Raw genomic sequence first — 24,639 nt, forward strand, 5'->3', positions numbered from 1 at the left:
AGAAGAGGAAGATCGGATGAATCCCAAAGTCATCTTAGTAGGCAGTATCAACATGGATGTAGTCGCGCAGGTCGATGCGCTTCCGGTCGAGGGGGAGGCGCTGCTGACGCATAAGGTGTCGGAGGTGCCGGGAGAGTAGAAACTTCTATCGACCGCAGGACACGACGAAATTACCACACTTCTTAAGGAGATGGACTAATTCAATGAAACACTTGTATGGAGTTACGACAGCAATGGTTACCCCGTTCGACGAGGCGGGAGGAGTAAGGCTCGATCTGGTAGCGAATTTGACGGAATTTCTCATTTCCAAAGGGGTTCACTGCCTATACCCGCTCGGTACGACAGGGGAAATGCTCCGCTTGTCCGTCGAGGAACGGAAGGCGGTGGCCGAAACGGTCGTTAAGCAGGCTGCAGGCCGCGTGACCGTATATATCCATGCAGGTTCGATGAGCGAAGAGGATACGATTGCTTTGGCCCAGCATGCCTATGACATCGGCGCGGATGGAATCGGCGTCGTCACGCCGGTCTTCTTCGGCGCGAACGACCGCGAGCTGGAAGCTTATTACGTGAAGGTAGCGCGCAGCGTACCGGAGAGCTTCCCGGTGTATCTGTACAGCATACCGCAATGCGCCGCCAACGATATATCGCCGCAGCTTGCGCAAAGCATCGCCCGTCAATGCGGCAATGTGATCGGCCTCAAATACAGCTTCCCCGATTTTTTGCGGGTTAACGAATATTTGACGGTGAATGAGGGAGAGTTCTCGGTCGTGCCGGGAGCCGACCGTCTCTTCTTGCCGGCGCTGGCCATGGGCTGCGAGGGGGTCGTCTCCGGCGTTTCCTGCGTCTATCCGGAGCCTTTCGTTGCGGTGTACGAAGCTTTCCGGAATAACGACATAGAGAAAGCGAGAAAGCTGCAAAGGCTCGCTACCCAATACTGCGAAGCGCTCAAGAGCGGCGCCAATATGTCCTATTTCAAAGAAGCGCTTCGCATAAGAGGAATCGACGCGGGCGTGATGAAAGCCCCTCAGCTGGATATTCCGGCGGACGAAATCAACCGGCTGCGGGAAGTGTTAAGCGAGCTTGACCGGCAAGCGCAAACGCTGTTATAGAAAGCATCATTCACGATTACAAAGCAGATCATCCAGCGGGAGGACGAAGATGGAACAATCGGTTAGAGCAAATAGTTGGCAGGGCTCCTTGCCCAAGATCGGAATACGGCCTATTATCGACGGCCGCCGGGGAGGAATCCGCGAGTCGCTTGAAGAGCCGACGATGAAGATGGCGCAGGCATGCGCGCAATTGTTAAGCGGGCGTCTGCGTCATCCGAACGGCATGCCGGTGGAATGCGTCATCGCCGAAACGACGATCGGAGGCGCCGCCGAGGCGGCGAGAACGGCGGAGCATTTCCGCAGGGAAGGGGTCGGCGTGACGATTTCAGTTACCCCGTCGTGGTGCTATCCGCTGGAAACGATCGATACCGATCCGCATATGCCGAAGGCGATTTGGGGCTTCAACGGCACGGAGCGTCCCGGCGCTGTCTACCTGGCCGCGGCCTTGGCGGCCCATAACCAGAAAGGGCTGCCGGCATTCGGTATTTACGGCAAGGACGTTCAGGATATGGGAGATGGCTCCATTCCTTCCGACGTGCAGGAGAAGCTGCTGCAGTTCGCCCAAGCGGGGCTGGCCGTAGCCGCCATGCGGGGGAAATCGTATTTGTCCCTCGGCGGCGTGTCGATGGGAATCGCCGGCTGCATCGTCGATGAAGCGTTCTTCCAAAATTATTTGGGCATGCGCAATGAATATGTAGACATGACGGAGTTCGTCCGCCGTATGGAGCGGGGGATTTACGATCGGGACGAGTATGCGCGCGCGCTTGCCTGGGTGAAGGAACACTGCCGGACCGGCGAGGACGTCAACCCTCCGAGCCTGCGGCGGACGGCGGAGCAGAAGGAGAAGGATTGGGAATCGGTCGTGAAGATGGCTTTGATCGGGCGCGATCTGATGATCGGCAATCCGAAGCTGGCCGAGATGGGCTACGAAGAGGAAGCGCTCGGACATAATGCCATCGCCGCAGGCTTTCAGGGACAGCGCGCCTGGACGGATCACTTTCCGACCGGCGACTTCATGGAGGCCATTCTGTCAAGCTCCTTCGATTGGAACGGTACCCGAGAGCCGCTGATCATGGCGACGGAGAACGACAATCTGAACGCCGTAACGATGCTGCTTGGCCATTTGCTGACGAACAGCGCGCAAATTTTCGCCGACGTGCGGACGTATTGGAGCCCGGAAGCCGTGAAACGTGCGACCGGCCAAGAGCTGAGCGGCGCCGCTTCCGGCGGCGTCATCCACCTGATCAATTCCGGCCCCGCAGCGCTCGACGGCACCGGCGAGCAGACGATCGGCGGCAAGCCGGCGATGAAGCCGTTCTGGGAAATTACGGATGAGGAAGTAAGCCGCTGTCTGGCCGCGACGCAGTGGCGTCCGGCGATCGACTTTTTCCGCGGAGGGGGCTATTCGACGGACTTTACGACCCGCGGAGGAATGCCGGTAACGATGGCCAGAGTGAATCTGATCAAAGGCATCGGGCCTGTGCTGCAGCTGGCCGAAGGCTCTACGGTCGAGCTGCCGGTGGACATTCACCGGGTGCTGGACGAGCGTTCCGACCCGACCTGGCCGACCACCTGGTTCGTGCCCAGATTGACCGGCAGCGGCGCCTTCAAAGACGTGTATTCCGTCATGAATCATTGGGGCTCGAACCATTGTGCGGTCAGCTACGGTCATATCGGCAGCGAGCTGATTACGCTCGCCTCGATGCTGCGCATTCCGGTCGGCATGCATAACGTCGACGAAGACCGGCTGCTTCGGCCGAGCGTATGGCCGGCCTTCGGCGCGAACGACCCGACCGGTGCCGATTATCGCGCCTGCCAAGCCTTCGGTCCTTTGTACCGTTAAGCCGGAAGGGGAGATGAGGCGCATGGATAAGCGATACGCGTTAGGCATTGATTTCGGAACCGAGTCGGGGCGCGCCGTTCTGGTCGACATTCATAACGGCGAAGAGCTGGCCTCCCATATTACGCCGTATCCCCATGGGGTCATGGATGAAAGGCTGCCCGGGTCGGGCAGAGCTTTGGGGGCCAACTGGGCGCTGCAGCATCCTGAAGACTACATGGCGGTTCTAAGAAAATCGGTTCCGGCCGTTATGGAAATATCTGGAATACACCCTGCCCGCGTCATTGGGATCGGCATTGATTTTACGGCATGCACGATGCTTCCGATCGATCGCAACGGCGTCCCTCTATGTTATCATGACGCTTTCCGCGATGAGCCGCATGCCTACGTCAAGCTATGGAAGCATCATGCCGCGCAAGAGCAGGCGAACCGCATCAATGAGACGGCTCGGCGCCGCGGCGAGCCCTTCCTATCCAGATACGGGGGGAAAAGTTCGTCCGAGTGGATGTTAGCCAAAGCCTGGCAGGTGCTAAGCGAAGCGCCTCATGTTTATGATGCGGCGGACCGCTTTATGGAAGCGGCCGATTGGGTTGTCGGCCAATTGGCGGGCAGGCCGGTGCGCAGCGGCTGCTGCGCGGGATATAAAGCGTTCTGGAGCAAAGAGGACGGCTACCCGGGGGAGGCGTTCCTCCGCGCGCTCGATCCCCGGCTGGAGCGTTTCGCTATAGATAAGCTGCGCGGCGAAGTGCTGCCGCTCGGGGAGAGAGCCGGGGAATTGACGGAGGGGCTGGCTGCCGAGCTCGGACTGGCTGCGGGGACGGCGGTCGCCGTCGGCATTATTGACGCTCATGCGGGCGTGGCCGGCGTCGGAGCGGTGCATTCCGGCCAAATGGTGATGGCGATGGGGACATCGCTATGCCATATGCTGATCAGCGATAAAAAGATTTATGCTGACGGTGTCAGCGGCGTGGTCGAGGACGGGATTATACCGGGATTATACGGTTACGAGGCGGGGCAGCCGGCGGTCGGAGACATCTTCGGATGGTTCGTGGAGCATCAGGCTCCCGCTTACGTAACCGGGCTTGCCGAAAGCGAGGGAATAGGCGTACACGATTGGCTGGAGCGGCGCGCTGCGCAGCTCAGGCCCGGTCAGCACGGTCTGCTCGCGCTTGACTGGTGGAACGGCAACCGCTCGGTGCTCGTGGACGCCGACTTAAGCGGTCTGATCGTCGGACTTACGCTTCAGACGAAACCGGAGGAAATATACCGGGCGCTGCTGGAGGCGACCGCATTCGGCACCCGCAAAATTATCGAGACGCTTGAGCGGGCGGGGGTTGAAGTGAAGGAACTGCTCGCTTGCGGAGGATTGCCGAAGCGCAACCGGCTGCTGATGCAGATTTATGCCGATGTGACCGGCCGTACGATCAAGGTAGCCGCTTCAGAGCAAACCACCGCGCTGGGAGCGGCGATGTTCGGCGCGGTCGCGGCCGGCCCCGGTCACGGTGGCTATTCGGACATAGCCGAGGCGGCTCGTCATATGGCTCGCGTGCGCGATGAGTATTTTGTCCCGGATGCGGAGCGCGGCGAGGTATACGACAGACTGTACCGGTCCTATGTTCAGCTTCACGACTTGTTCGGCCGGGGAGGATGCGAAGTGATGAAAGAGCTTCTTGCGGTCAAGCTGGAGACGAGCCGCCGACAGCTTGCAGACGACAAAATATAAACCGATATCCGTAATCAATCTGTCCGCCTGACCGGGTGGGGAACCGAAGCCGTTTTCGTTCCCCTGCCCGACCGGAGCGGGCTGTTTGTTGCGGATTTTTTTGCGCAAAGCCCGAAAATGATGATTCATTTTATAAATTAATGATATACAGTGAGTGAATTTCATGCCGTGTTCATGTTTTGGTGATTTCCCTCTCCCCGTTCTTCCGTTATAAATATAGGGTATAGGGACCGACTCTATTGTTGTATTGTTGCAAGCGCTTTAATCTAGTGGATAGAAGGGCTTGAAGCGCAAAAATGCAAGGGAGAGGTGACACTGAATTTGAAGGGGAAGATGAATAAGAAAGGCTTGTCCAAAGCGGTTTATATCGGGCTTACTCTGGCGCTGATGCTCGGCGGCATGCCTGCCGCACCTTCGGCGGTCCGCGCCGCAGCTGCCGGGACTCCGGGCGGCGTAGATTCTGCGGGCTTACGGCTGTGGCTGAAAGCGGATGCGAATAGCGTCGAATTGGCGGGCGATTCCGTGAACCGATGGAAGGACAGCAGCCCGAACGGGAACGATTTCATTAATGACGGCACGGTCGACGCCCTTGCATCCCGGACCAAGCCGAAATATGTGGCGGAGAACGACAGCCTGAATTTTCAGCCTACCGTGAGATTTACCCGCAGCAGCAACGGAAGTATTTTGCAGGACGTCGACGGCGTGTTCGCCGATGGGGAGAAGGTGAACAACGCCAGCCTGTTTACGGTGACCGGCGGTTTGCCGAAGATGGGAACTTCCTCGATCTTCAACCAACCGCTGGCAGTCGGCAGTCTTGGAGCATACATTCCTCTTACGCCTAAGGCGACACCCGATGTGGGGTATGTTACGTGGGACGTTGGAGATAGCGGCTCTACTCGCTTGCAAACATCCAATATTGACATTCTGAACGATTACAGCGTATGGGGGCTTCATTTCGACGCCTATCCCGAGACGGTGGGATCGAACGTTTACCAATCGATTACCCGCGACGGAAAGCAGGAGGCGACAGGGACGCAAACCCGCGCTCCGATGACCGGCAAAGGCGGCGCTGCGGCGTCAATCGGCTCTGCGGCAGGCGGAGGCTCGGGCTACGAAGGCAATATGGGCGAGCTGATTCTGTTTACGAATCCGCTTACAGCCGTGCAGAAGCGGCAGGTGGATACATACCTGGCGATCAAGTTCGGCTTGACGCTGAAGGAAGGCGATTACTTGTCCGCCGGCCCTTCTCCGCAGATCGTGTGGAACGCCGCGGCGAATGCCGGTTACGGCAATCATATTGCCGGGATAGGCGCGGACGAGGTCGGTGCGCTGCAGCAGACGCAAGGCCGCAGCAGCCAGAAGGACCAGAATCGTCAGATCCTAGTTACGGCCAAGCAGCCTCTGGCGGACAAGCAGTATTTGATGTGGGGCGATAATGACAGTCAAGACGACGGAGTTCCGTACGGAACCGATTATAAACGGCTGTCCCGCATCTGGAAAGTGCAGCAAACCGGCGGTGTAGGCACGGTTCAGGTAGCTGTCCCGGCGGACTTGATCCCGCTCGGCGGCGTGCTGTTGACGAGCGGCGGCACCGATTTCGGCAGCGCTTCGGCAACGCCGATGACGGCGGCGACGATTCATGGTGCTCCTTATTATGTAGCCGATGCGGCGCTCGCCAGCGGCTCGTATTTTACCTTTGCGGAAAAGCTGCCTGACGTCCAATTGACGAAGCTGGAGATTTGGAACGGCGCGGAGAACGCGCTTGGCGGCTTTGATCCGGGCAAGATGAACGGATATGAAGCTTTGGTTCCGGAAGGAGCGGATCAAGTTAAGATCGCTGCGCAAGCGGGCGGCGGCGTTGACCTGAAGCTGACGCTCACGAATTACTTGCAGGCCGACGCGCCGGTTGCAGACCCGGATCGCGTGCCGCTTGTGCCGGGAGTAAACAGGCTGAAGCTCACATTGTCGAGCGGTGACTCCATCAACGTCTATACGGTGGATATTATACGTAAGCTTGCGGTGGCCGAGGACGGCCGGATCGAGCTGAACGCAGGCTCGGTGACGGCGAGCTCCTATCAGCCGAACACGAATTATGTGCCCGCCAATGTGGTGGACGGCAATTGGGAGGACCCGGAGAGCCGCTGGTCGGCATCGGGGCAGGGGCAATGGCTTCAGTTCGATTTGGGGCAGCCTCAGCCGGTTACCTACGTGCAAATCGCGTTTCTGAATGCGGCGGAACGCTTATCTACCTTTGAAATCCTGGAGTCGAACGATCCTGATTTCGCTTCAAGCACCGTCCTGCTGGAGAAGCGAAAAAGCCGCTCGCTGCAAGCGACAGACAGCGTGCTGCAGCCTTATGTGCTGTCGAAGCCGTCAACCGCCCGCTATTTGCGCTTCGTCGGCTACGGCAACACCGCTTCCGGCAGCTCGGGCAACTGGAACAGCTTGACGGAGGTGGCTCTGTACACGGGGACGCCTCCCGTCATCGTAGAGCCGGAGGAGCCTACGGGACCTCCCCAAGCGGGCGATGTTCCGGAAGGACCGCCGCCTGTGCTTGACGTCATTCCCGTAAGCACGGCAGAGCAATTGCAGACGGCTCTGGATCAAGCCAGGCCGGGAATTGAAATCAGGCTGAAGAGCGGCTCTTACGAGCAAAACGGTCCGTTCGTCATTAAGGACAAGCAGGGCACGGCCGCACTCCCGATCCGGATTACTGCGGAAGAGCAGGGCGGCGCTATTATTAAAGGAAACAGCTATCTTCATATTGAAAATTCAAGCTATGTCGAAGTATCCGGCCTTGTGTTCAACAACGGGATCGGTATGCCCGGCCTCGATTATCGTGGGATCGACAAGGATCTGGCGGCGGGGATAAAGGGAGAGGACCCGTCATCCGCTACCGTGCCGAAAGCGCAGCTTCCGCACGCGCAGGTTCATCCCGGGATTGAACTGTACAATTCAAGCAATATTTCGGTGCTGCGCAACAAATTCGCTCTCGACGAGACAGGGCAGCCTTACCGGTTCACCGCTTCCGATGAGATCGGTTCCGTATGGTGCTTGGTCAATATCGAGGGAAGCTGCCGGATCGGCGGAGATCATTATGATGCCGACAGGCCCGTGTACACCGGCGATACGCCGTTCACGAATTCTTCTCTGCAAACCGATAACGGCACGAACCGCCATTTCATCCGCGTCGAGGGGATCGGCAGTCATAACCGGATCGCCTATAACGATATCGGACCGAAGAAAGGGTTCGGCGCTACGGTTATATACGACGGGAAGGAAGGCTACAACGTTTCGCAATACGACGTCATCGAGTACAATTACTTCCATGATATCGGTCCGCGCGTAACGAACGGGCTTGAAGCGATCCGACTCGGTTTGTCCGGCTTGTCGCTTGCGTCGGGCCATGTGACCATTCAACATAATTTGTTCGACGGGCTGAACGGAGAAGACGAAATCGTATCGGTGAAAAGCAGCGATAACGTCATCCGCTACAACACCGTCCGCAACTCCTACGGGGGCATCGTAGCCCGTCACGGGCACCGCAACAGCTTCTACGGCAATTTCATTTTCGGCGACGGGAAAACGCCGGGCTTCAGCGGCTTCCGTATTTACGGCAACGATCACAAAATTTACAACAACTATATGGAAGGTCTGACGACCAATGTGATCCGACTCGACGGAGGCACCGAAGATGCCGGTCCGGACGGCAGCACGAACCCGACGGTCAAATGGCTCGAAGGAACGACGGAGCAGACGGCCAAGCTGCGCGATCTGCCGGCGGACAAGCAGACGGAAATTCTCCGCGGCCACTGGCGGCAGTATAATGTGGAAGTTTTCAACAATACGCTGGTCAACGTAGGCAACAGCACGTCCAGCTTCAGCATCGGAGGAAGAAACTATCAGCCGGTAGGCACGAAGGTTTACAATAACGTCGTCTACAGCAATGCGGGCGTCATGTTCAACGAAACCTCCGCCGCGCAGAACGCGCCGGAGAACGAACGCCAAATCTATGTCGGCAACCTGGTAGAGGGTACGGCGAATCCGACCAATATCTCCAATGCCGCCCGGGTACCGGCGAGCGCGATCGAGAAGAAGCCGCTGCAGCTCGTGCGCAGCGCGGACGGCCTGATCCGGCTGTCGGCAAGCAGCCCGGCCATCGATGCGGCGAAGGCTCCGTACCTTCCTCAGGAGGATATGGACGGGCAAACCCGCTATAACATGCCGGATGCCGGAGCGGACGAGTACGACCGCCAGATCGCCCCTACGAACAGGCCGCTGACCCCGGCCGACGTAGGGCCTGACGCGGGCAAGACGCAAGAAGAAGGGGAAGCGGGGTTAAGCGCGCTTTCCTTCGATCCGGAGGGAGGGCTTGTTCCCGCCTTTAACGAGGACGTCACTTCTTATCAAATGACGGTTCCGGCCGAGCAAGGCAGCCTGAAGGTCATTCCGACCGCAATAACCGGCGGTTCCCTGATTACGGTAACCGCGGACGGAGCCGGGCCGGTCCAGGTCGCCAGCGGCCAGCCGAGCGGCGCCATCGCCATTGCCGAGGGAGGCACGGTTCTTGTCGTGCAGGTGTCACTTCCATCGGGAAAAAGCAAATCGTACACCATTGCCGTACAGCGCGGGCAGGGGGGAGAGCCTTCTTCCCCGCCGACGGACGAACCGATCGACGAGCTTCGATTCGCGGACAATGCGTACAGCCTGAAGGTTAACGGCACCCAGTCTACGGTCGTTTACGCCGTCTATCAGGGAAGCTCCCGCCTGCTGACGGGCGCCTCCTTCCATACGGAAAACCCGCAGATCGCAGATGTAGATTCCCAAGGGCGGTTGACCGGGGTATCGCAAGGCGCGACTGTTGTCGTCGCCACCTACAAGCAGTATAACGCCAGAGCCGCGGTAACTGTAACCGGGGATCAGGCGCCTTCCGGGGAAGCGGGACTCGGCAGCTTGTCGCTTTCCCCGGTCGAGGAGATGACTCCGAGCTTCGATTCGAACACGACCGCGTACAACGCGACGATGCCGTACAATGAGAGTCTGCTTACGATTATGCCCTCGGCCTTGACAAGCGGTTCGCAAATTACCGTCAGCGTGGACGGAGCAAGCCCACAGACGGTGGCAAGCGGGCAATCCTGCACGGTAACGGTCGGACAAGGCGGCGGGATCATCACGATTGAAGTAGCTCTGCCTTCGGGAACAAGCAAGACGTATACGATCGCCGTGCATAAGGGAAGCGCCCCTCCCAGCCAACCGGGCGACAACGGATCGACCGTTATCGTCCGGCACCGTTCCGGCTCATCGGGATCGGCTCCCGCACCGGCGGAAGTAACGCCGGCCGTACCGTCTGAACCGGGCACAACCGCTCCCGGCACGACGTCTCCGCTCCCGCCTGCTCCGGGAGCGTCGGCTCCCGCAGAGCGTCCGCTCTTCTCCGATACAGCCGGACATTGGGCGGAATCCGCGATCGCCAAGGCGTCCGGGCTGGGCATCGTTAACGGCTACCCGGACGGCAGCTTCAAGCCGGATGAACCGATGACGAGACTGCAGTTCGCCGTCCTGCTGGTTCGGGCGTTAAAGGTGACGTCGGCTGACGCCAAGGCGGAGTTTGCGGATCAAACGGACATACCGGATTGGGCTTTGCCCGAAATCGGGGCAGCGGTTCAGGCCGGCATTATTCAAGGCTACGAAGACGGTACGCTGCGTCCCGGCAAGGAGATCAACCGCGCCGAGATGATTACGATGCTGGCGCGAGCGCTCAAGCGGGACGGCGAACCGGCCGCAGCCCCGATGTCCTTTGCCGACGGAAACGAGATACCGGACTGGGCGGCAGCCTCCGTCTCCTATGCGGTTTCCGCAGGCATCATGCAGGGCAAACAAGCCGGACGCTTCGCCCCGGGCGATATCGCTACGAGAGCGGAAGCGGTAACGGTGATCATACGTATGCTGGAGCTTCAATAAACGAAAGGGGCGCCTTGCGCCCTATAAGGGATGGCCGCCCGCAAGGGACGGCCTTCCCTATATTGCGTAACAGGGACCTCATCTGGCAAAGCGTCGGCGTTCGACTTTGTCGCCGGATCTTGCGGCAGGCAGTGGAGCCGATTGCATGAAGATGCTGCCCTCTTCCTCCCTTTCGTGTATAATGAAAAAAGAATGAATGCAAAAAAAGAACGCGGGGGCAACGGATATGAGTCTTGGAAAACTCCGTTTTAGTACACGAAGCGTCATCGTCAACTGGCTCATCTCCTATATCTCCGTATTGCTCGTCCCGACCGTTATCAGCGGTATCATATATGCGGCGACTTGGCATGTCGTAGAATCGGAAGTGAACCGGGCCAACGAATCGCTTCTCCGGCAGATGGAGCAGGCCATCGACAGCAACCTGGCCGGCATTGAGCGGTTAAGCGTCGAGATGGCCTTAAGCAAGCGGCTGTCCGGATTCATCACGACATCCAAGCCGCTGACGGATACCGATTACTATGATGTGGTCGGCATCGCCGCCGATTTGCGCGTATATAAAATGGCAAACGACTATATCGACCAAATCTACGTGTATTACAAAAATAGCGACACCGTCGTATCTACGCGCGATCATATCGACAGCCGCAAGCTCTACGAGACGATCCGCGAGCGGGAATCCATGAGTTACGAGGAGTGGAAACGTTTTTTTGACAAAAGGTATATTCAAGAGTACGCTCCGGTCACGCTGCGCGAAGGCGGGGAATCCGCGAAGGCGGTTATGTACGCCAAATCGATTATTCTCGATAACCCGGAGCAGCCCGGAGCGGTCATATTATTCGTCATCAAGGACTCCAAGCTGCTTGAAAATATCAGCTCCGCGAACAAATCGTCCATTGCCGTGCTGGATAAGGAAAATCGTCTGATCGCTTCCGACAGCTTCGAACAAGCTCCCGATTTTCTCGTTCAGGAGCGTTTATCCGGCAAAAACGGACTGTTTTACAGCAAAGTGAACGGGGAAGACGTCGCCGTGACTTACACGACATCCGACAGCACCGGGTGGAAATACGTATCGATGATGCCGGCCGAGCTGTTCGACGAGAAGATGCAATACGTCAAATCGCTCATTACGATCAGTTTGATACTGAGTCTGTTCATCGGGGGAGTCGTCAGCTACTTTTTCGTAAGGAAAAATTACAATCCGATCAGCATGCTTATTCACAGCTTGTCCTCCCAATCCGGAATTTCTTTCGAGGAAGGCTCCAACGAGTACGGCTATTTGCAAGCGGCGCTGAACGATACGTTCGCGGAGAAAGAGAAGATCGGCCAGCGGCTGGAGAGGCACCGCAGCGCCATTCGCTCCCATTTCCTGCAGGGGCTGTTAAAAGGCCGGATGGAGCAGGATGTGCCCGTGCATGAATCGCTCGCAGCCCATAATATCCGGCTGGAGACGCCTTATTTCGCCGTTCTGCTGTTTCACGTCGACCATTACGGCAAATTCGACGCCTCCGGATTCGTGGACCCCCATAAGGAAAAGCTGGTGCATTTCATTATTATGAACGTTGCGGAAGAAGTGGCCGGAGGCCGTCATCAGGCGTTCACTACCGAGACTGACGATATTCAAGTGTGCATCGTCAATTTCAAGGAGGAGCGCGATCCCGCAGCGCTGAATTCCGTTGCGGAGCAGGTCAAATCGTTCATGCTCGATCATTTCCATGTACGGCTTACGGCAGCGATCAGCGGCATTCATGAAGGGCTGGACGGGATTCAGAGCGCCTATCAGGAATCGCTTGCAGCGCTGGAATACCGGCTGGTCATGGGGAGCGGCGAAATTATTCGCTACGAAGACTTGCCTAGCGCAGGAGCCGGGAAGGAGACGGCGGGCTATTATTACCCGCTGCATATCGAGCAGCAATTGATCAACTTCGTGAAGACGGGCGATTACGAAAAGGCGAAAGCGTTGGTTGACGACATTATCGATATTAACGTATCGGATGCGCCTTTATCCGTGCCGCTGGCTAAATGCCTGATGTTCGATCTGACCAGCACGCTGCTCAAAACGATGGACGAAATCGGGGCGAGCAATAAGCGAGAATTGATGGAGCGCGTCAATCCGGTCGACCGTCTGACGGGTTGCGAGACGATCAAAGAGATGCGGGTGCAGATCGGAGAAGTGCTTCAGCAAGTATGCCAATCGATCGGGGACGACCGTAAGCAGGATCATAACCAGTTAAGCCGGCAGGTGATCGCTTTCGTGAAGGAGCATTACAGCTCGGAGAACTTGAACATCACCATGATCGGCGAAACGTTCAAGCTGACTCCTTCCTATTTGTCCAAGCAATTTAAGGCGCAGACGGGCGAGGCTCTGCTTGAATTTATTAACAAGACCCGGCTTGAGGAAGCGAAGCGGCTGCTTGGCGAGCAATCGTATTCGATTATGGAAATCGCCCGGAGGGTAGGCTATGCGGATATTAACACCTTCAACCGGGTATTCAAAAAGTATGAAGGCATTACGCCGAGCAAATACAAGGAGATCGTATAACGCATGAAAAGCCGCCCAGCAGCGGCTTTTCGCTATTTTACACGGCGATTGCGGATAATAAGGAGAGGGATTTTCGGTTTTATAGACCGATTTCGTTTTTTAATGATTTCAAACCGGCGCTTTCCGTTCCATAATAACGCTTAGGTAACAAGTCTTACACATGAATGAGGGGGATTGGCATGAAGAAGTATTCTAAGAAGAAAACGATCGGCATCGCGGTATCCGTTGTAGTCGCTTCCGCCAGTATGCTGACAGCCTGCTCCGGCTCCAAGGAGAACGCGGGGCAAACCGGAACGGGAAATTCTACGGCTACACCTGCCGCGGAAGCCGGCAAGTATCCGGTCAACACAACGGAGACGCTTACGTCTTGGGAACAAATTAATAATAATTTGCTGACCTTCGTCCCTAATCTGGCCGATTCGCCGTTCGGCAAGCAGCTGGAGAAGGATACGGGAATTAAAGTGAAGTATTCCCATCCCGCCGACGGGCAATCCAAGGAGCAGTTCAATCTGCTCATCGCTTCCAATAATTTGCCGGATGTGATCGAATACGATTGGAACAACGCCTATCCGGGCGGTCCGGAGAAAGCGATCGCCGATAAGGTGATTTTGCCGCTCAATGATCTCATCGATAAACAGGCGCCGAATTTGAAAAAATTGCTGCAGCAGGATAAAGAGCTCGATAAGATGCTGAAGACCGACAGCGGCAAATATTACGTGTTCCCGATGATTCGTCCGGACAACGGACTTGTGTTCCGCGGGCCGATGATTCGTAAGGACTGGCTCGACGAATTGAATTTGCAGGTGCCGACGACGATCGACGAATGGTATACGGTGCTTAAAGCGTTTAAGGAAAAGAAAGGCGCTACCGCTCCGTTCACCGCTCAGTACAGCAATGAATTCAATGTTCAGGACGCCTTCATCGGCGCTTATCACACCGCTAACCGCTATTATGTCGACGACCAGGGCAAAGTAAGATACGGTCCGATCGACCCGCAATTTAAGGATGCGTTGAGTCTGCTGCGTCAGTGGTATGCGGAAGGCTTGATCGACAAAGACTTCGCGCTCAATACCGATTCGAAGGCGTACGACAGCAAGATGCTGAGCAATGCGTCGGGAGCAACGGTAGGTCTGCTCAGCGGAGGTATGGGCAAATGGATGGAGAGCGGGAAGAAGCAAGATCCGAAATTCCAGCTGGTTGCGGCTCCTTATCCTACGTTGAAGAAGGGCGAGCGGGCGTTTATCGGCCAACGCGATTTCAAATTTAATCCGATCGCCAGCAAGGCGGTAACGACCGCCGCCAAAGATCCCGAGCTCGCCGTCAAATGGCTCGATTACGCATACAGCGAGAAGGGCAGCATGCTGTTCAACTTCGGTATCGAAGGGGAAAGCTACACGATGAAGGACGGCAAGCCGACCTTTACGGATAAAATCACGAAAGATCCGAAGTACAATTTGCAGCAAATGGTGACTCAATATACGAAACCGAACGGACCGTTCCTAGGCGATGCAAGAAAAAGCTTCAATACGTTCAAGGAGCAGGACGACGCCGTCGGAATCTGGGAACAAACGGACGCAGCCAAGCACGTCCTGCCGCTGTTCATTACTCCAACTGTAGAGGAGAGCAAGGAAGTCGCCAAAATCAACACGGCTATCGCAAGCTATAAAGAAGAAATGTTCGTTAAATTCGTAATGGGCAAAGAACCGCTCGATAAGTTCGACGACTACGTGAAGCGTATTAAAGAGATGGGTAGCGATAAAGTTACTAAAATTTACCAGGATGCCTACGACCGTTACAACAAGCGTTAATATCATTCGGCTCCTACGCAGAACTTGGGACGCGCGCGGCCTGGCCGGCGCGTCCTCTCTGCACAGAGCCTCAGAAGGATGGAGTGGAGTTATATGACCGCAATCAATCAAGAGGCTGCATCGGTCTTTGTAGAGAAAAAGCGGACAAAAGCGGGCCTGCTGCTCGATATACGGAAGAACAAGCTGCTGTATGTCATGCTACTTCCGGTACTGCTGTATTACGTTATATTTCATTATGCTCCGATGTACGGCGCGATCATCGCTTTCAAGGATTTTTCGCCCCGGCTCGGCATTTGGGGAAGCGATTGGGTCGGTTTCGACAATTTCCGGACGTTTTTCACCGGCGCCTACTTTTGGCGGACGATCAAAAATACGATTCTTATCAGTTTCTACGAACTGATCTTTGGGTTTCCGGCTCCGATTATTTTGGCTTTGCTGCTGAATGAAGTGAAGCATTCGATATTCAAACGCACCGTACAAACGGTAACTTATATGCCGCATTTTATATCGCTGGTCGTCATATGCGGGATTATTAAAGATTTTACGTCCAGCAACGGAGTCATTAACGACTTGATCGCCTGGATGGGCGGAGAACGGTTCACCTTCTTGCTCGAACCGGAGATGTTTCGTCCCGTCTATGTCACTTCCGGCATATGGCAAAATATAGGCTGGGGGACCATCATTTATTTGGCTGCGCTGACCGGAATCGATCCGGAACAATATGAGGCGGCGCGGATTGACGGGGCTGGGCGATGGAAGCAAATGATTCACATTACCATTCCCGGCATTATGCCGACGATCGTCATTTTGCTCATCCTGGAAATCGGGCGGATGATGAATGTAGGATTCGAAAAAATCATTCTGCTGTACAATCCGAGCACGTACGAAACGGCCGATGTCGTCTCGTCGTACGTCTATCGGGTCGGCTTGCAGGATTTCAATTACAGCTTCAGCTCGGCGGTCGGTTTGTTCAATTCGGCAGTCAATTTCACCCTGCTTATATTCTCGAACTGGCTGAGCCGCAAATTGAACGATACGAGTCTATGGTAGAAAGGGGGCAACTCAAATGAACCGGCCGACATTTTCGGAACGATGCTTTGATTTGGCCAACGGCCTGTTTTTAATACTGATGATGATCGTCACGATTTATCCGCTGATCTATGTAGCTCTAGCCTCGATCAGCGACGCTTCGCAGTTGATGGCGTTTACCGGTCTGCTGTGGAAGCCGCTCGGCTTCTCGCTCGACGCTTACGCGAACGTATTTGCCAACCCGATGATTTTAAAAGGCTACGGCAATACGCTGTTCGTGGTTGTCGTCGGCCTGGCTTTCAATATTTTGTTGACTTCGCTGGGCGCCTATTCGCTGTCCCGCAAAAGCCTGATGTACCGTAAGCCGATTTTGCTGTTTATCGTATTCACGATGTTTTTCAGCGGGGGACTGATTCCTTTTTATTTGACGGTCAAAGGGGTCGGCTTGGCTAACACGTTATGGGCGCTGATTATTCCCCAGGCGATCAACACCTTCAATCTGATTTTGATGAAAACGGCGTTCGAATCGATTCCCGACGCGCTGGAGGAGTCCGCCAAAATAGACGGCGCGAATGATTTCGTCATCCTGTTTCGGATCGTGCTGCCGCTATCCATGCCCGTTATTGCCGTGATGCTGCTGTATTACGGCGTGAGCCACTGGAATTCATGGTTCCATGCGCTGATCTTTTTGCAGGACCGGTCGATGTATCCGCTGCAGCTTATTTTACGGGAAATTTTGCTTCAAGGCGAAGCCAACAGCACCGGCGCTTCCGACACGGATATGGTTATGCTGGCGGTTACGTTGAAATATGCGACGATTATTGTAGCTACGGTGCCGATTTTGTGCGTCTATCCGTTCTTGCAAAAATATTTCGTGAAGGGCGCGCTGATCGGAGCCATTAAAGGATAAGGAGAGAGACGGACATGCAGGAAAACGGTACGGAAGGCGTCAAGCTGGATTTCGACTGGGAGACGTTCCTCGCGCCGAACGATATGGAGTGGGTCGTCAAGCCCGTCAGCTGGGATGAGGGCGCCTTCATCGGCAACGGCTTGATCGGGGCGATGATCTACGGCGAGGAGAACGCCAGAAAACGGCATGTGCTGCGCCTCGTAACGGGAAGAACGGATGTGACGGCATCCAGAACGGAATCGCCGGGATTTCCTCCCCGGGTGCCGATCGGCGAGCTGGACTTGGAGCTTGAAGGCATGATTTACCATCCTACCCGCCTGCGGCTCGACTTGTGGAACGCCGAGCTGAAAGGGTCGGCGACGACGACGCAGGGGGAAGTCCGTCTGCGCGCTTTCGTCCATAGCGAAGAGAACGTGATGGCCGTCGAAACGGAAGCTTCCGAGGGGGAGCGGGCGCATCGCTTCGTGTGGTACGAACGGGCGAATGTCGATCCGGTGCTGATTTACGCCGACGGCGTGAACGTGAATCAGTTTATTCCGGAGGCGGACATCGCCAGGCTGGATAAGGACGGGATCGCGGTATCCGTGCAGAGGTACAAGACGGATGAGGGCTGCGTAACGGCCTGGAAGGAAGTCCGCTTGTCCGAAGCGAGAAGAGTATGCTACTTGTCGGTTGCGCGGGGCTGCGGCGATGCGGCCGTCCGCGAGGCGGTTCAAGCGGTCGCAAAGGCGGCCGGCGCCGATTACGGGCAATGGCTTCAGGCTCATCGCAGCTGGTGGCATCGCTATTACCGGCAAAGCTTCGTTTCGATTCCCGACGGCCGGCTGGAGAGCTTCTACTGGATTCAAATGTATAAGCTGGCTTCCGCTACCCGGGCGGATAAGCCGCTGATCGATAATCAGGGGCCGTGGCTCGCTCCGACCCCGTGGGCGGGCGTCTGGTTCAATATGAACGTACAGATGAGTTATTCTCCTGTATATACTTCCAACCGGCTGGAGATCGGCGAATCGTTAGTTCGCTCGATCGAGGAGCATCAGGAGCAGCTGATCCGCAATATCCCTGAGGCCTACCGGCACGATTCCGCCGGACTCGGCCGAAGCTGCAGCTTTGATCTCGACAGCAAAGTGGAAGATGAGGTCGGGAATTTGACATGGGTATGCCATAATCTATGGCGGCAATACCGCTACTCCATGGACGATGACATGCTGAGGCGGGTGCTGGTGCCCGTCCTGCGCAGAAGCGTCAATTATTACGCTCATCTGCTGGAGGAAGGCGAGGACGGACGCTGGCATCTGCCCCCGACCGTCTCGCCGGAGTACGGCTCGTTTATGAAAACGAGAGTGCGCGACTGCCATTACGATCTGGCGCTCTTGCGCTGGGGCTGCGAAACGCTGCTTGCCGTCAGCGGCCTATTAGGCGAAAGCGATCCGCTGGAGGAGCGCTGGCGCGCCATTCTCGAACGGCTGGTTCCGCTGCCGGTGGACGATAGCGGCTTCATGGTCGGCGAGAATACGCCTCTGGCCTATGGGCATCGCCACTTCAGCCATCTGCTCGCCGTCTTTCCGCTGCATCTGATCGGCTGCGACGACGAAGCGGAGCGGGAGCTGATCGCGCGGTCGCTGGAGCATTGGATCGGGAAGGAAGGCGACCTGCGCGGCTTTAGTCTGACCGGGGCGGCGTCCATTGCCGCCGTGCTCGGCAGAGGAGGCGAGGCGCTCGGCTATCTGCAGGCGCTGCTGCATATCGTGAAGCCGAATACGATGTACAAAGAGGCCGGGCCGGTCATCGAGACGCCGCTCGCCGGAGCCGAATCGCTGCAGGATATGCTGCTGCAAAGCTGGGGCGATACGATTCGGGTATTTCCGGCCGTGCCGGACGAATGGCAAGCTGCCGCATTCCACGACCTGCGGGCGGAGGGCGCGTTTCTAGTCAGCGCCGTCCGCGAGGGCGGCAGGACGCGGTGGGTCCGGGTGAAGAGCCTGGCCGGAGAGCCGTGCGCGGTGAAGACGGATTGGACGGGAACCGTCATGTACAAGCTGACCGGTACGGATCGGGAATCCGCTGCCGACGCGCAGCCGGGCGGCATCATCCGGCTGGAGCTTCGCTGCGGAGAAGAGGCGCTGCTGTATCCCGAGGGAGAACAACCGGACTTCGTCATCAGGCCGGTATCTGCGGGAGCGGCCGGAAGGCCGATTCGCCCGTTCGGCGGGCATAAGCCGTGGCGCTGGTTCGGATTCCCCCGGCATATCGAATAAGCAGGAGGCGTTCAAAAGTGGACAGCTGTATAAGGCAAAGCGACATCGTATTGTTTCAAGGAGACAGCATTACTGATTCCAGTAGAAATCGCGACAATCCTTCCGATCTCGGCAAAGGCTACGCGAGCATGATCGCCGGATTGTACGGCGCGGCATTGCCGCAGCGGCAGGTCACTTTCCTGAACCGCGGCATCAACGGCAACCGCGTCAAGGATTTGGAGGCGCGGTGGCGGCAGGATTGCCTGGAGCTTAAGCCGGACGTCGTTTCGATCTATATCGGCATCAACGATTGCTGGAGACGGTACGACCGGAACGATCCGACCCCGGTCGAAGTATTCGAAGCGGGCTACCGGGAGCTGCTTGTCCGCACGAAGGAAGAGCTGGGGGCGCGGGTGATCCTGATGGAACCGTTCGTGCTTCCGGTTTCGGAAGACCGCAGGGCGTGGCGCGACGATCTGGACCCGAAAATTCAAGTCGTCCGGGAGCTGGCCCGCGAATTCGGCGCGCTGCTCGTCCCGCTCGACGGCCTGTTCGCGCAAGCTTCGGTCACGGCTCCGTCCGCCTTCTGGGCGCCGGACGGGGTACACCCGTCGCCTGCAGGGCATGCGCTGATTGCGAAGGCGTGGCTGAGGACGGCCGGCGCGGCGGTTTGGTAAAGCGAAGCGATATAAACGTGAATCCCTTTGCATGGTTCGGATTGAAATCCGGCCTGCAAGGGGGTTTTTCATTGTTTAGGAAACCGAGCATCGCGTCACTTTTGGGGGAGTTGTTGTTGTATAGAATCGGCCTGGAAAGGAAATCCTATGCAAAAAAAATGAAGCTAAGGGGTAAATGACCATGACGCTGCAAAGTGAACCGGCTGCCGTCAGCATGCCGCAATTTCCCGATTCCTACTGGCTTCGCTCGATGCCGATTCCGCAATTTCCCAAGCTGCTCGCCAATCTTGAGACTGATGTCACCGTGATCGGCGGCGGAATTACCGGCATGGCCACCGCTTATTTGCTCGCGAAGCAGGGCGTGAAGGTGATCGTCCTGAACGCAGGACGCATTCTGGAAGGAACGACGGGCTCGACGACGGCCAAAATAACGGCCCAGCACGATCTTATCTACGATGAATTCATCGCCCATTTCGGGGAAGAGAAAGCCCGTTTATATTACGAGGCGAACCATGAAGCGCTAACATGGATCACGGCGACAGCCGCCGAGCTGGGCGTCGACTGTCAGTTAAGCGAAGAGGATGCCTGCGTCTATACAAGCCGCGACGATTATGTGCAGAAAATTCAAGCCGAGTATAAAGCCTACGAGAAGCTCGGCATCCCAAGCGCTTATGCCGATACGGCGCCGCTGCCCTATGAAACGAAAGCGGCCGTCATCATGAAACGTCAGGCTCGCTTCAATCCGGTTCCGTTTCTGGCCCGGCTTGCGGAGGAGATTATTCGTATGGGAGGGCAAATTTTCGAGCAAACGACGGTGGTAGGCTCCACCTTGGAGACGCGGCCGACCGTAAGGACGAAGCACGGACCGCAAATTACATGCAGCCATGTCGTCAGCGCCTCCCATTTTCCGTATCGCGATTTGAAGGGGCTTTATTTCGCCCGGCTTCATGCGGAGCGGTCGTATGTGCTCGCCGTCCGGACGAAGCAGCCGTATCCCGGAGGTATGTACATCAGCGCCGAGGAGCCGAAGCGTTCTCTGCGTCCGCTGCTCATCGACGGCGAGCCGGCGGTGCTGCTGGGCGGCGAAGGGCATAAGGCGGGACAAGGCATATGCACGTTCCAATATTACGAGCATTTGCAGAAGTTCGGCGAAGAGACGTTCGGGCTTCGGGACATATTGTACCGCTGGTCCGCCCAAGATTTGTACACGCTCGACAACATGCCGTATATCGGTCAAGCGTGGCCCGGCGTTCCGAATCATTGGATCGCCACCGGCTTCCGCAAATGGGGTATGACAAGCGGCATCGCTGCGGCGATGCTGAATGCGAAGCTGATTACGGGCGAGAAGAGCCCTTACGAGGAAGTGTTTACCCCGCGCCGATTTCACGCCGATCCGAGCATCAAGACGTTTATCAAGCAAAATGCGGACGTGGCGATGCATTTTTTGACAGGCCAGCTGGAGACGCCGCACAAAGAACCGGAAGATTTGTCGCCGGATGAAGGCGCGCTCGTACAGGTGAACGGCAAAAAAGCCGGAGCCTACCGGGATGCCGCCGGAAAGCTGCATGTCGTCGATACGACCTGCACGCATATGGGCTGCGAAGTGGAGTGGAACGAAGCGGAGCGGACTTGGGATTGCCCTTGCCACGGCTCGCGGTATTCGTACAGCGGCGATGTCATCGAGGGGCCGGCCAAGGAGGCGCTTGCGCAGGTCGAGCTGACGTAGCCCTGATACAATAATCCCCCTGCTTCGGCGGACATGAAGCCGCAGAGGCAGAGGGATTTGTTGCGTGAAGCGGAAGCTCCGGCCCAAGATTAGTGCAGCGCAAGCATGGTTGCCATATCCTCCTGCGCGTCGCCGATCAGCTTCAGCCCGAATTTTTCGACGAGGACGTTCAATACGCCTTCGTTAATAAATTCCGGCGCTTTCGGACCGATCCGGATATCCTGGATGCCGAGACTGAACAGGCCAAGCAGAATGGCCACGGCCTTTTGCTCGAACCAGGACAGCACGATGCTCACCGGCAGCTCGTTCACGCTGCATCCGAAGGCGTCGGCGAGCGCGAGCGCGATTTTGACCGTAGAGCCGGAGTTGTTGCATTGACCCAAGTCGATGTAGCGCGGGATGCCGGTGCCGGGCACCGTTCCGTAATCCACATCGTTGAAGCGGAACTTGCCACAGGACGTCGTCAAAATGACGGTGTCGCTCGGAAGCGAGGTGGCGAGCTCGCGGTAATATTCGCCGCCTTTGCCCGGGGCGTCGCAGCCGGCGATGACAAAAAAACGCTTGATCAGACCGTCCCGAACGGCTTGGATGATCTCCGGCGCAAGCCCGATCACAGTTTCGTGATGGTAGCCGGTCGTAAGCACCTGATCGGAGTCGATATGCGCCTCCGGCAGCTCCAGCGCCCGCTCGATGAGCGGAGAGAAATCGTCGCCGACGATTTTCGTGACATTCTCAAGACCGGCTACCTCATAGGAGAAGAAACGGTCCGCATACGTGCCTTTGATCGGCATCACGCAGTTTGTCGTCGCCAGAATCGCTCCCGGGAACTGCTCGAATAACCGGCGCTGGTCATACCAGGCTTTGCCGATATTGCCTTTCAAATGCGCATACTGCTTCAGCTTCGGATACCCGTGCGCCGGCAGCATTTCGGAATGGGTGTAAATATGGATGCCTTTGCCTTCCGTCTGCTTCAGCAGCTCCTCCAGCGCGTACAGGTTATGCCCTGTCACGACGATGCATTTGCCCTCGATTTTATTTTGCGGCACCGTGACCGGCTGGGGGACGCCGAAATGCGTCGTGTGCGCCCGGTCGAGCACATCCATGATCCGCACGGCGGCATGGCCGACCTTCATGGCCATATCCAGATGCTCCTGCAGATTAAAATTGGAGTTGGTTAAAGTCATATAAAGCGCTTCATGGGTGATTTTATCCACTTCCGGGTCGGTATAGCCAAGCTGCCGGGCATGCGTCGCATACGCGGCAATCCCCTTTAACGCAAAAATCATCGTATCCTGCAAGCTGGCGATCGTCTCGTCTTTTCCGCATACCCCGATCACCTTACAGCCGCCGCTCGGCGTTTGTTCGCATTGGTAACAAAACATAAGTCTTCCTCCATTCGCTGATTCGCTAATGTTTTCTTACAACGCTTAGCTTATCAGAAGCGGGAGCACGCGCATGTGACGGCCGTCACAACATTTCCGGCGAAATCGTGACAGCGTCTCGGCGGCGCATGGTTAAGAGGTGAGGCGGGCCCGAATCGGGCGCAGCTTGCGGATAATCTGAAAAAGGCTATTCTTGTCTTATTTTCGCCTGCACGATGGCATTAATCTGTTCATCCGCATCGCGCAGGGCGGTATTGATGTCCTTTTCTTTTTTGAGTACGCTTTCATAAGCGTCCAGAATAACTTTGTTCGTATCGCTGCCCTGATATTTGGAAATCCGGGGGACAGACGGCTTCAGGCGGGTCATGCTGCTCAAGTTGTACGTCTTGCCGGCGAATTCGGGAATGGCTTTGCCGAACTCTTCCTTCACCTTCTCGCTGGACAGGACGGACATTTTCCCGTTTCGCGCCAACTGCAGCTGGACTTCGTCGGACAATGCGGTTTCAATGACGAGGAAGGCGGCTTGTTTGTTTTTGCTTTGGGCGGTGATCGACATATTCGGAGTATCTACGTTGGTGCTGAATCCCATATTATCTTTGTGCTGCGGATAAGTTACGACGTCCCAGTTCATATCCGGCGCGCTCTTTAGCGCGTTGACTGTGCTGCTGTATCCGGTAATCATCGCCAGCCGGCCCTCGACGAACGCCTTCTGATTTTCGCCGAAATTCATTGTATTATAAGGAGCGTCGGAGTTGCCGGGATAGTTGTAGATGCTTTCCCATAGATCGAACGCTTTTTTCCAAGGGTCCGTCGTTATGGTCGCCTTATTGTCCTTGTCCAGCTGATACAGCGTAATCTGATTGACCATCCGGTTCACGTTGTCCGGGAACAGCCCGCGATATTGGACGCCGTCGTAATTTCTCGTCATCTTCTTCCCGAGATCCCCGATTTCCTCCCAGGTCATCCCGTCCTTCGGATAAGGCACGGCGAATTTATCGAACAAGGTTTTATTGTAAAACAAACCGAATGCATTGTTGTACACGGGCAAGCCGCCCAAATCGTTGCTGCCGCCGTTGACTCTGATGTAATCGATCATCTCGGGAATAATCCGGTTCACATCGAATTTGTTCTGCTTGATCAGCGGTTCCATATTATAGAAAAGCTGCAGCTCGATCAGCGATTTGATGGTGGACCCGTAACCGACGACGATATCCGGAATGTTGCCGGCAGCGATGATCTCGTTGAGCGAGGAGCCTTTTTCCGAGGTATTGATGTACTCCACGTTAATATTCGGGTACTTTTTGGCGACCGGATCGACTATGTACTGCTTGAATTCGGCTTCGTTAAAAATCCCTTGGCTGGTCGCCAGTTTAACGGTTACAGGCTCGTTAACGGCTGACGGAGTCTCAGCTTCCTCAACCTTGCCGGCGCCCCCGCCCGGATCTCCCATGCAGCCGGATAAGACGGCCGATGCGGCAATAAGGACCGCAAGCGACGGCTTCCATCCGTAATATTTCTTCAATACGCACACCCCCTGAATAATTTGTGAACGATTCCAATTTATTTATAAAGGAATCGGCTTTAGAAAGAAATCATCAAAATGTGAAATGATCATCAAAATGGAAACTGAGGATAAAAAAGGATTAGATGGCGGCTCGGGCCGCCGCGTCCGCCAGCTGCGGAATAGGGGGGATGTCTTCT

Annotated in this window: 14 protein-coding genes; 12 read left to right on the plus strand and 2 right to left on the minus strand. The window is 56.4% G+C overall.

The annotated features are described in order from the left end of the window. The first annotated feature begins 16 nt into the window (after positions 1–16). The 12 genes from SK3146_RS35070 to SK3146_RS27980 all read left to right on the plus strand — a co-directional run bounded on the left by SK3146_RS35070 (position 17) and on the right by SK3146_RS27980 (position 21,556). A complete protein-coding gene (locus tag SK3146_RS35070) occupies positions 17–139 on the plus strand; it encodes a hypothetical protein (RefSeq protein WP_283942789.1) in 123 nt (40 codons plus the stop codon). 64 nt (positions 140–203) lie between these two features. Next, positions 204–1,109, plus strand: coding sequence for a dihydrodipicolinate synthase family protein (locus SK3146_RS27930; RefSeq protein WP_249861841.1), 906 nt, complete (start codon positions 204–206; stop codon positions 1,107–1,109). Positions 1,110–1,158: 49 nt separating this feature from the next. Next, the gene (locus tag SK3146_RS27935) at positions 1,159–2,952 is read left to right on the plus strand and encodes an L-fucose isomerase (protein ID WP_249861842.1); all 1,794 of its coding nucleotides are present in this window, start codon (positions 1,159–1,161) and stop codon (positions 2,950–2,952) included. 22 nt (positions 2,953–2,974) lie between these two features. Continuing rightward, positions 2,975–4,672, plus strand: coding sequence for a ribulokinase (locus SK3146_RS27940; protein WP_249861843.1), 1,698 nt, complete (start codon positions 2,975–2,977; stop codon positions 4,670–4,672). 309 nt (positions 4,673–4,981) lie between these two features. Next, the gene (locus SK3146_RS27945; RefSeq protein ID WP_249861844.1) at positions 4,982–10,633 is read left to right on the plus strand and encodes an S-layer homology domain-containing protein; all 5,652 of its coding nucleotides are present in this window, start codon (positions 4,982–4,984) and stop codon (positions 10,631–10,633) included. Between the two features lie 226 nt (positions 10,634–10,859). Continuing rightward, positions 10,860–13,172 (plus strand): helix-turn-helix domain-containing protein, encoded by a 2,313-nt coding sequence (locus SK3146_RS27950; protein WP_249861845.1) that lies wholly within the window; start codon positions 10,860–10,862, stop codon positions 13,170–13,172. Between the two features lie 179 nt (positions 13,173–13,351). Continuing rightward, entirely contained in the window at positions 13,352–14,980 is a 1,629-nt protein-coding gene (locus SK3146_RS27955) for a type 2 periplasmic-binding domain-containing protein (RefSeq protein WP_249861846.1), read from the plus strand. A gap of 93 nt (positions 14,981–15,073) precedes the next feature. Next, entirely contained in the window at positions 15,074–16,030 is a 957-nt protein-coding gene (locus SK3146_RS27960) for an ABC transporter permease (RefSeq protein WP_249861847.1), read from the plus strand. A gap of 16 nt (positions 16,031–16,046) precedes the next feature. Further along, positions 16,047–16,919, plus strand: a complete 873-nt coding sequence (locus tag SK3146_RS27965; protein WP_249861848.1) for a carbohydrate ABC transporter permease — start codon at positions 16,047–16,049, stop codon at positions 16,917–16,919. Between the two features lie 14 nt (positions 16,920–16,933). Further along, entirely contained in the window at positions 16,934–19,174 is a 2,241-nt protein-coding gene (locus tag SK3146_RS27970; RefSeq protein ID WP_249861849.1) for a glycosyl hydrolase family 95 catalytic domain-containing protein, read from the plus strand. 17 nt (positions 19,175–19,191) lie between these two features. Then, on the plus strand, positions 19,192–19,830 hold the full coding sequence (locus SK3146_RS27975; RefSeq protein WP_249861850.1) for an SGNH/GDSL hydrolase family protein: 639 nt from the start codon (positions 19,192–19,194) through the stop codon (positions 19,828–19,830). Positions 19,831–20,011: 181 nt separating this feature from the next. Next, the gene (locus tag SK3146_RS27980) at positions 20,012–21,556 is read left to right on the plus strand and encodes an FAD-dependent oxidoreductase (RefSeq protein WP_249861851.1); all 1,545 of its coding nucleotides are present in this window, start codon (positions 20,012–20,014) and stop codon (positions 21,554–21,556) included. Positions 21,557–21,645: 89 nt separating this feature from the next. Here SK3146_RS27980 and hcp read toward each other — a convergent pair whose 3' ends face one another. Together hcp and SK3146_RS27990 are read right to left on the minus strand one after the other, a co-directional pair. Then, entirely contained in the window at positions 21,646–22,938 is a 1,293-nt protein-coding gene (hcp, locus tag SK3146_RS27985; protein WP_249861852.1) for a hydroxylamine reductase, read from the minus strand. A gap of 187 nt (positions 22,939–23,125) precedes the next feature. Continuing rightward, positions 23,126–24,460: an ABC transporter substrate-binding protein gene (locus SK3146_RS27990; protein ID WP_249861853.1), complete on the minus strand. Its 1,335-nt coding sequence runs from the start codon at positions 24,458–24,460 to the stop codon at positions 23,126–23,128. Positions 24,461–24,639: the final 179 nt, after the last annotated feature.

Source organism: Paenibacillus konkukensis (assembly GCF_023523925.1).
Classification (GTDB): domain Bacteria; phylum Bacillota; class Bacilli; order Paenibacillales; family NBRC-103111; genus Paenibacillus_S; species Paenibacillus_S doosanensis.

What these genes read in the sequence shown, in the direction of transcription:
- SK3146_RS27950 (WP_249861845.1), top strand. Translation starts at nt 10,860, where the DNA reads ATGAGTCTTGGAAAACTCCGTTTTAGTACACGAAGCGTCATCGTCAAC.
- SK3146_RS27980 (WP_249861851.1), top strand. Translation starts at nt 20,012, where the DNA reads ATGACGCTGCAAAGTGAACCGGCTGCCGTCAGCATGCCGCAATTTCCC.
- SK3146_RS27935 (WP_249861842.1), top strand. Translation starts at nt 1,159, where the DNA reads ATGGAACAATCGGTTAGAGCAAATAGTTGGCAGGGCTCCTTGCCCAAG.
- SK3146_RS35070 (WP_283942789.1), top strand. Translation starts at nt 17, where the DNA reads ATGAATCCCAAAGTCATCTTAGTAGGCAGTATCAACATGGATGTAGTC.
- SK3146_RS27955 (WP_249861846.1), top strand. Translation starts at nt 13,352, where the DNA reads ATGAAGAAGTATTCTAAGAAGAAAACGATCGGCATCGCGGTATCCGTT.
- SK3146_RS27930 (WP_249861841.1), top strand. Translation starts at nt 204, where the DNA reads ATGAAACACTTGTATGGAGTTACGACAGCAATGGTTACCCCGTTCGAC.
- hcp (WP_249861852.1), bottom strand. Translation starts at nt 22,938, where the DNA reads ATGTTTTGTTACCAATGCGAACAAACGCCGAGCGGCGGCTGTAAGGTG.
- SK3146_RS27940 (WP_249861843.1), top strand. Translation starts at nt 2,975, where the DNA reads ATGGATAAGCGATACGCGTTAGGCATTGATTTCGGAACCGAGTCGGGG.
- SK3146_RS27970 (WP_249861849.1), top strand. Translation starts at nt 16,934, where the DNA reads ATGCAGGAAAACGGTACGGAAGGCGTCAAGCTGGATTTCGACTGGGAG.
- SK3146_RS27965 (WP_249861848.1), top strand. Translation starts at nt 16,047, where the DNA reads ATGAACCGGCCGACATTTTCGGAACGATGCTTTGATTTGGCCAACGGC.
- SK3146_RS27960 (WP_249861847.1), top strand. Translation starts at nt 15,074, where the DNA reads ATGACCGCAATCAATCAAGAGGCTGCATCGGTCTTTGTAGAGAAAAAG.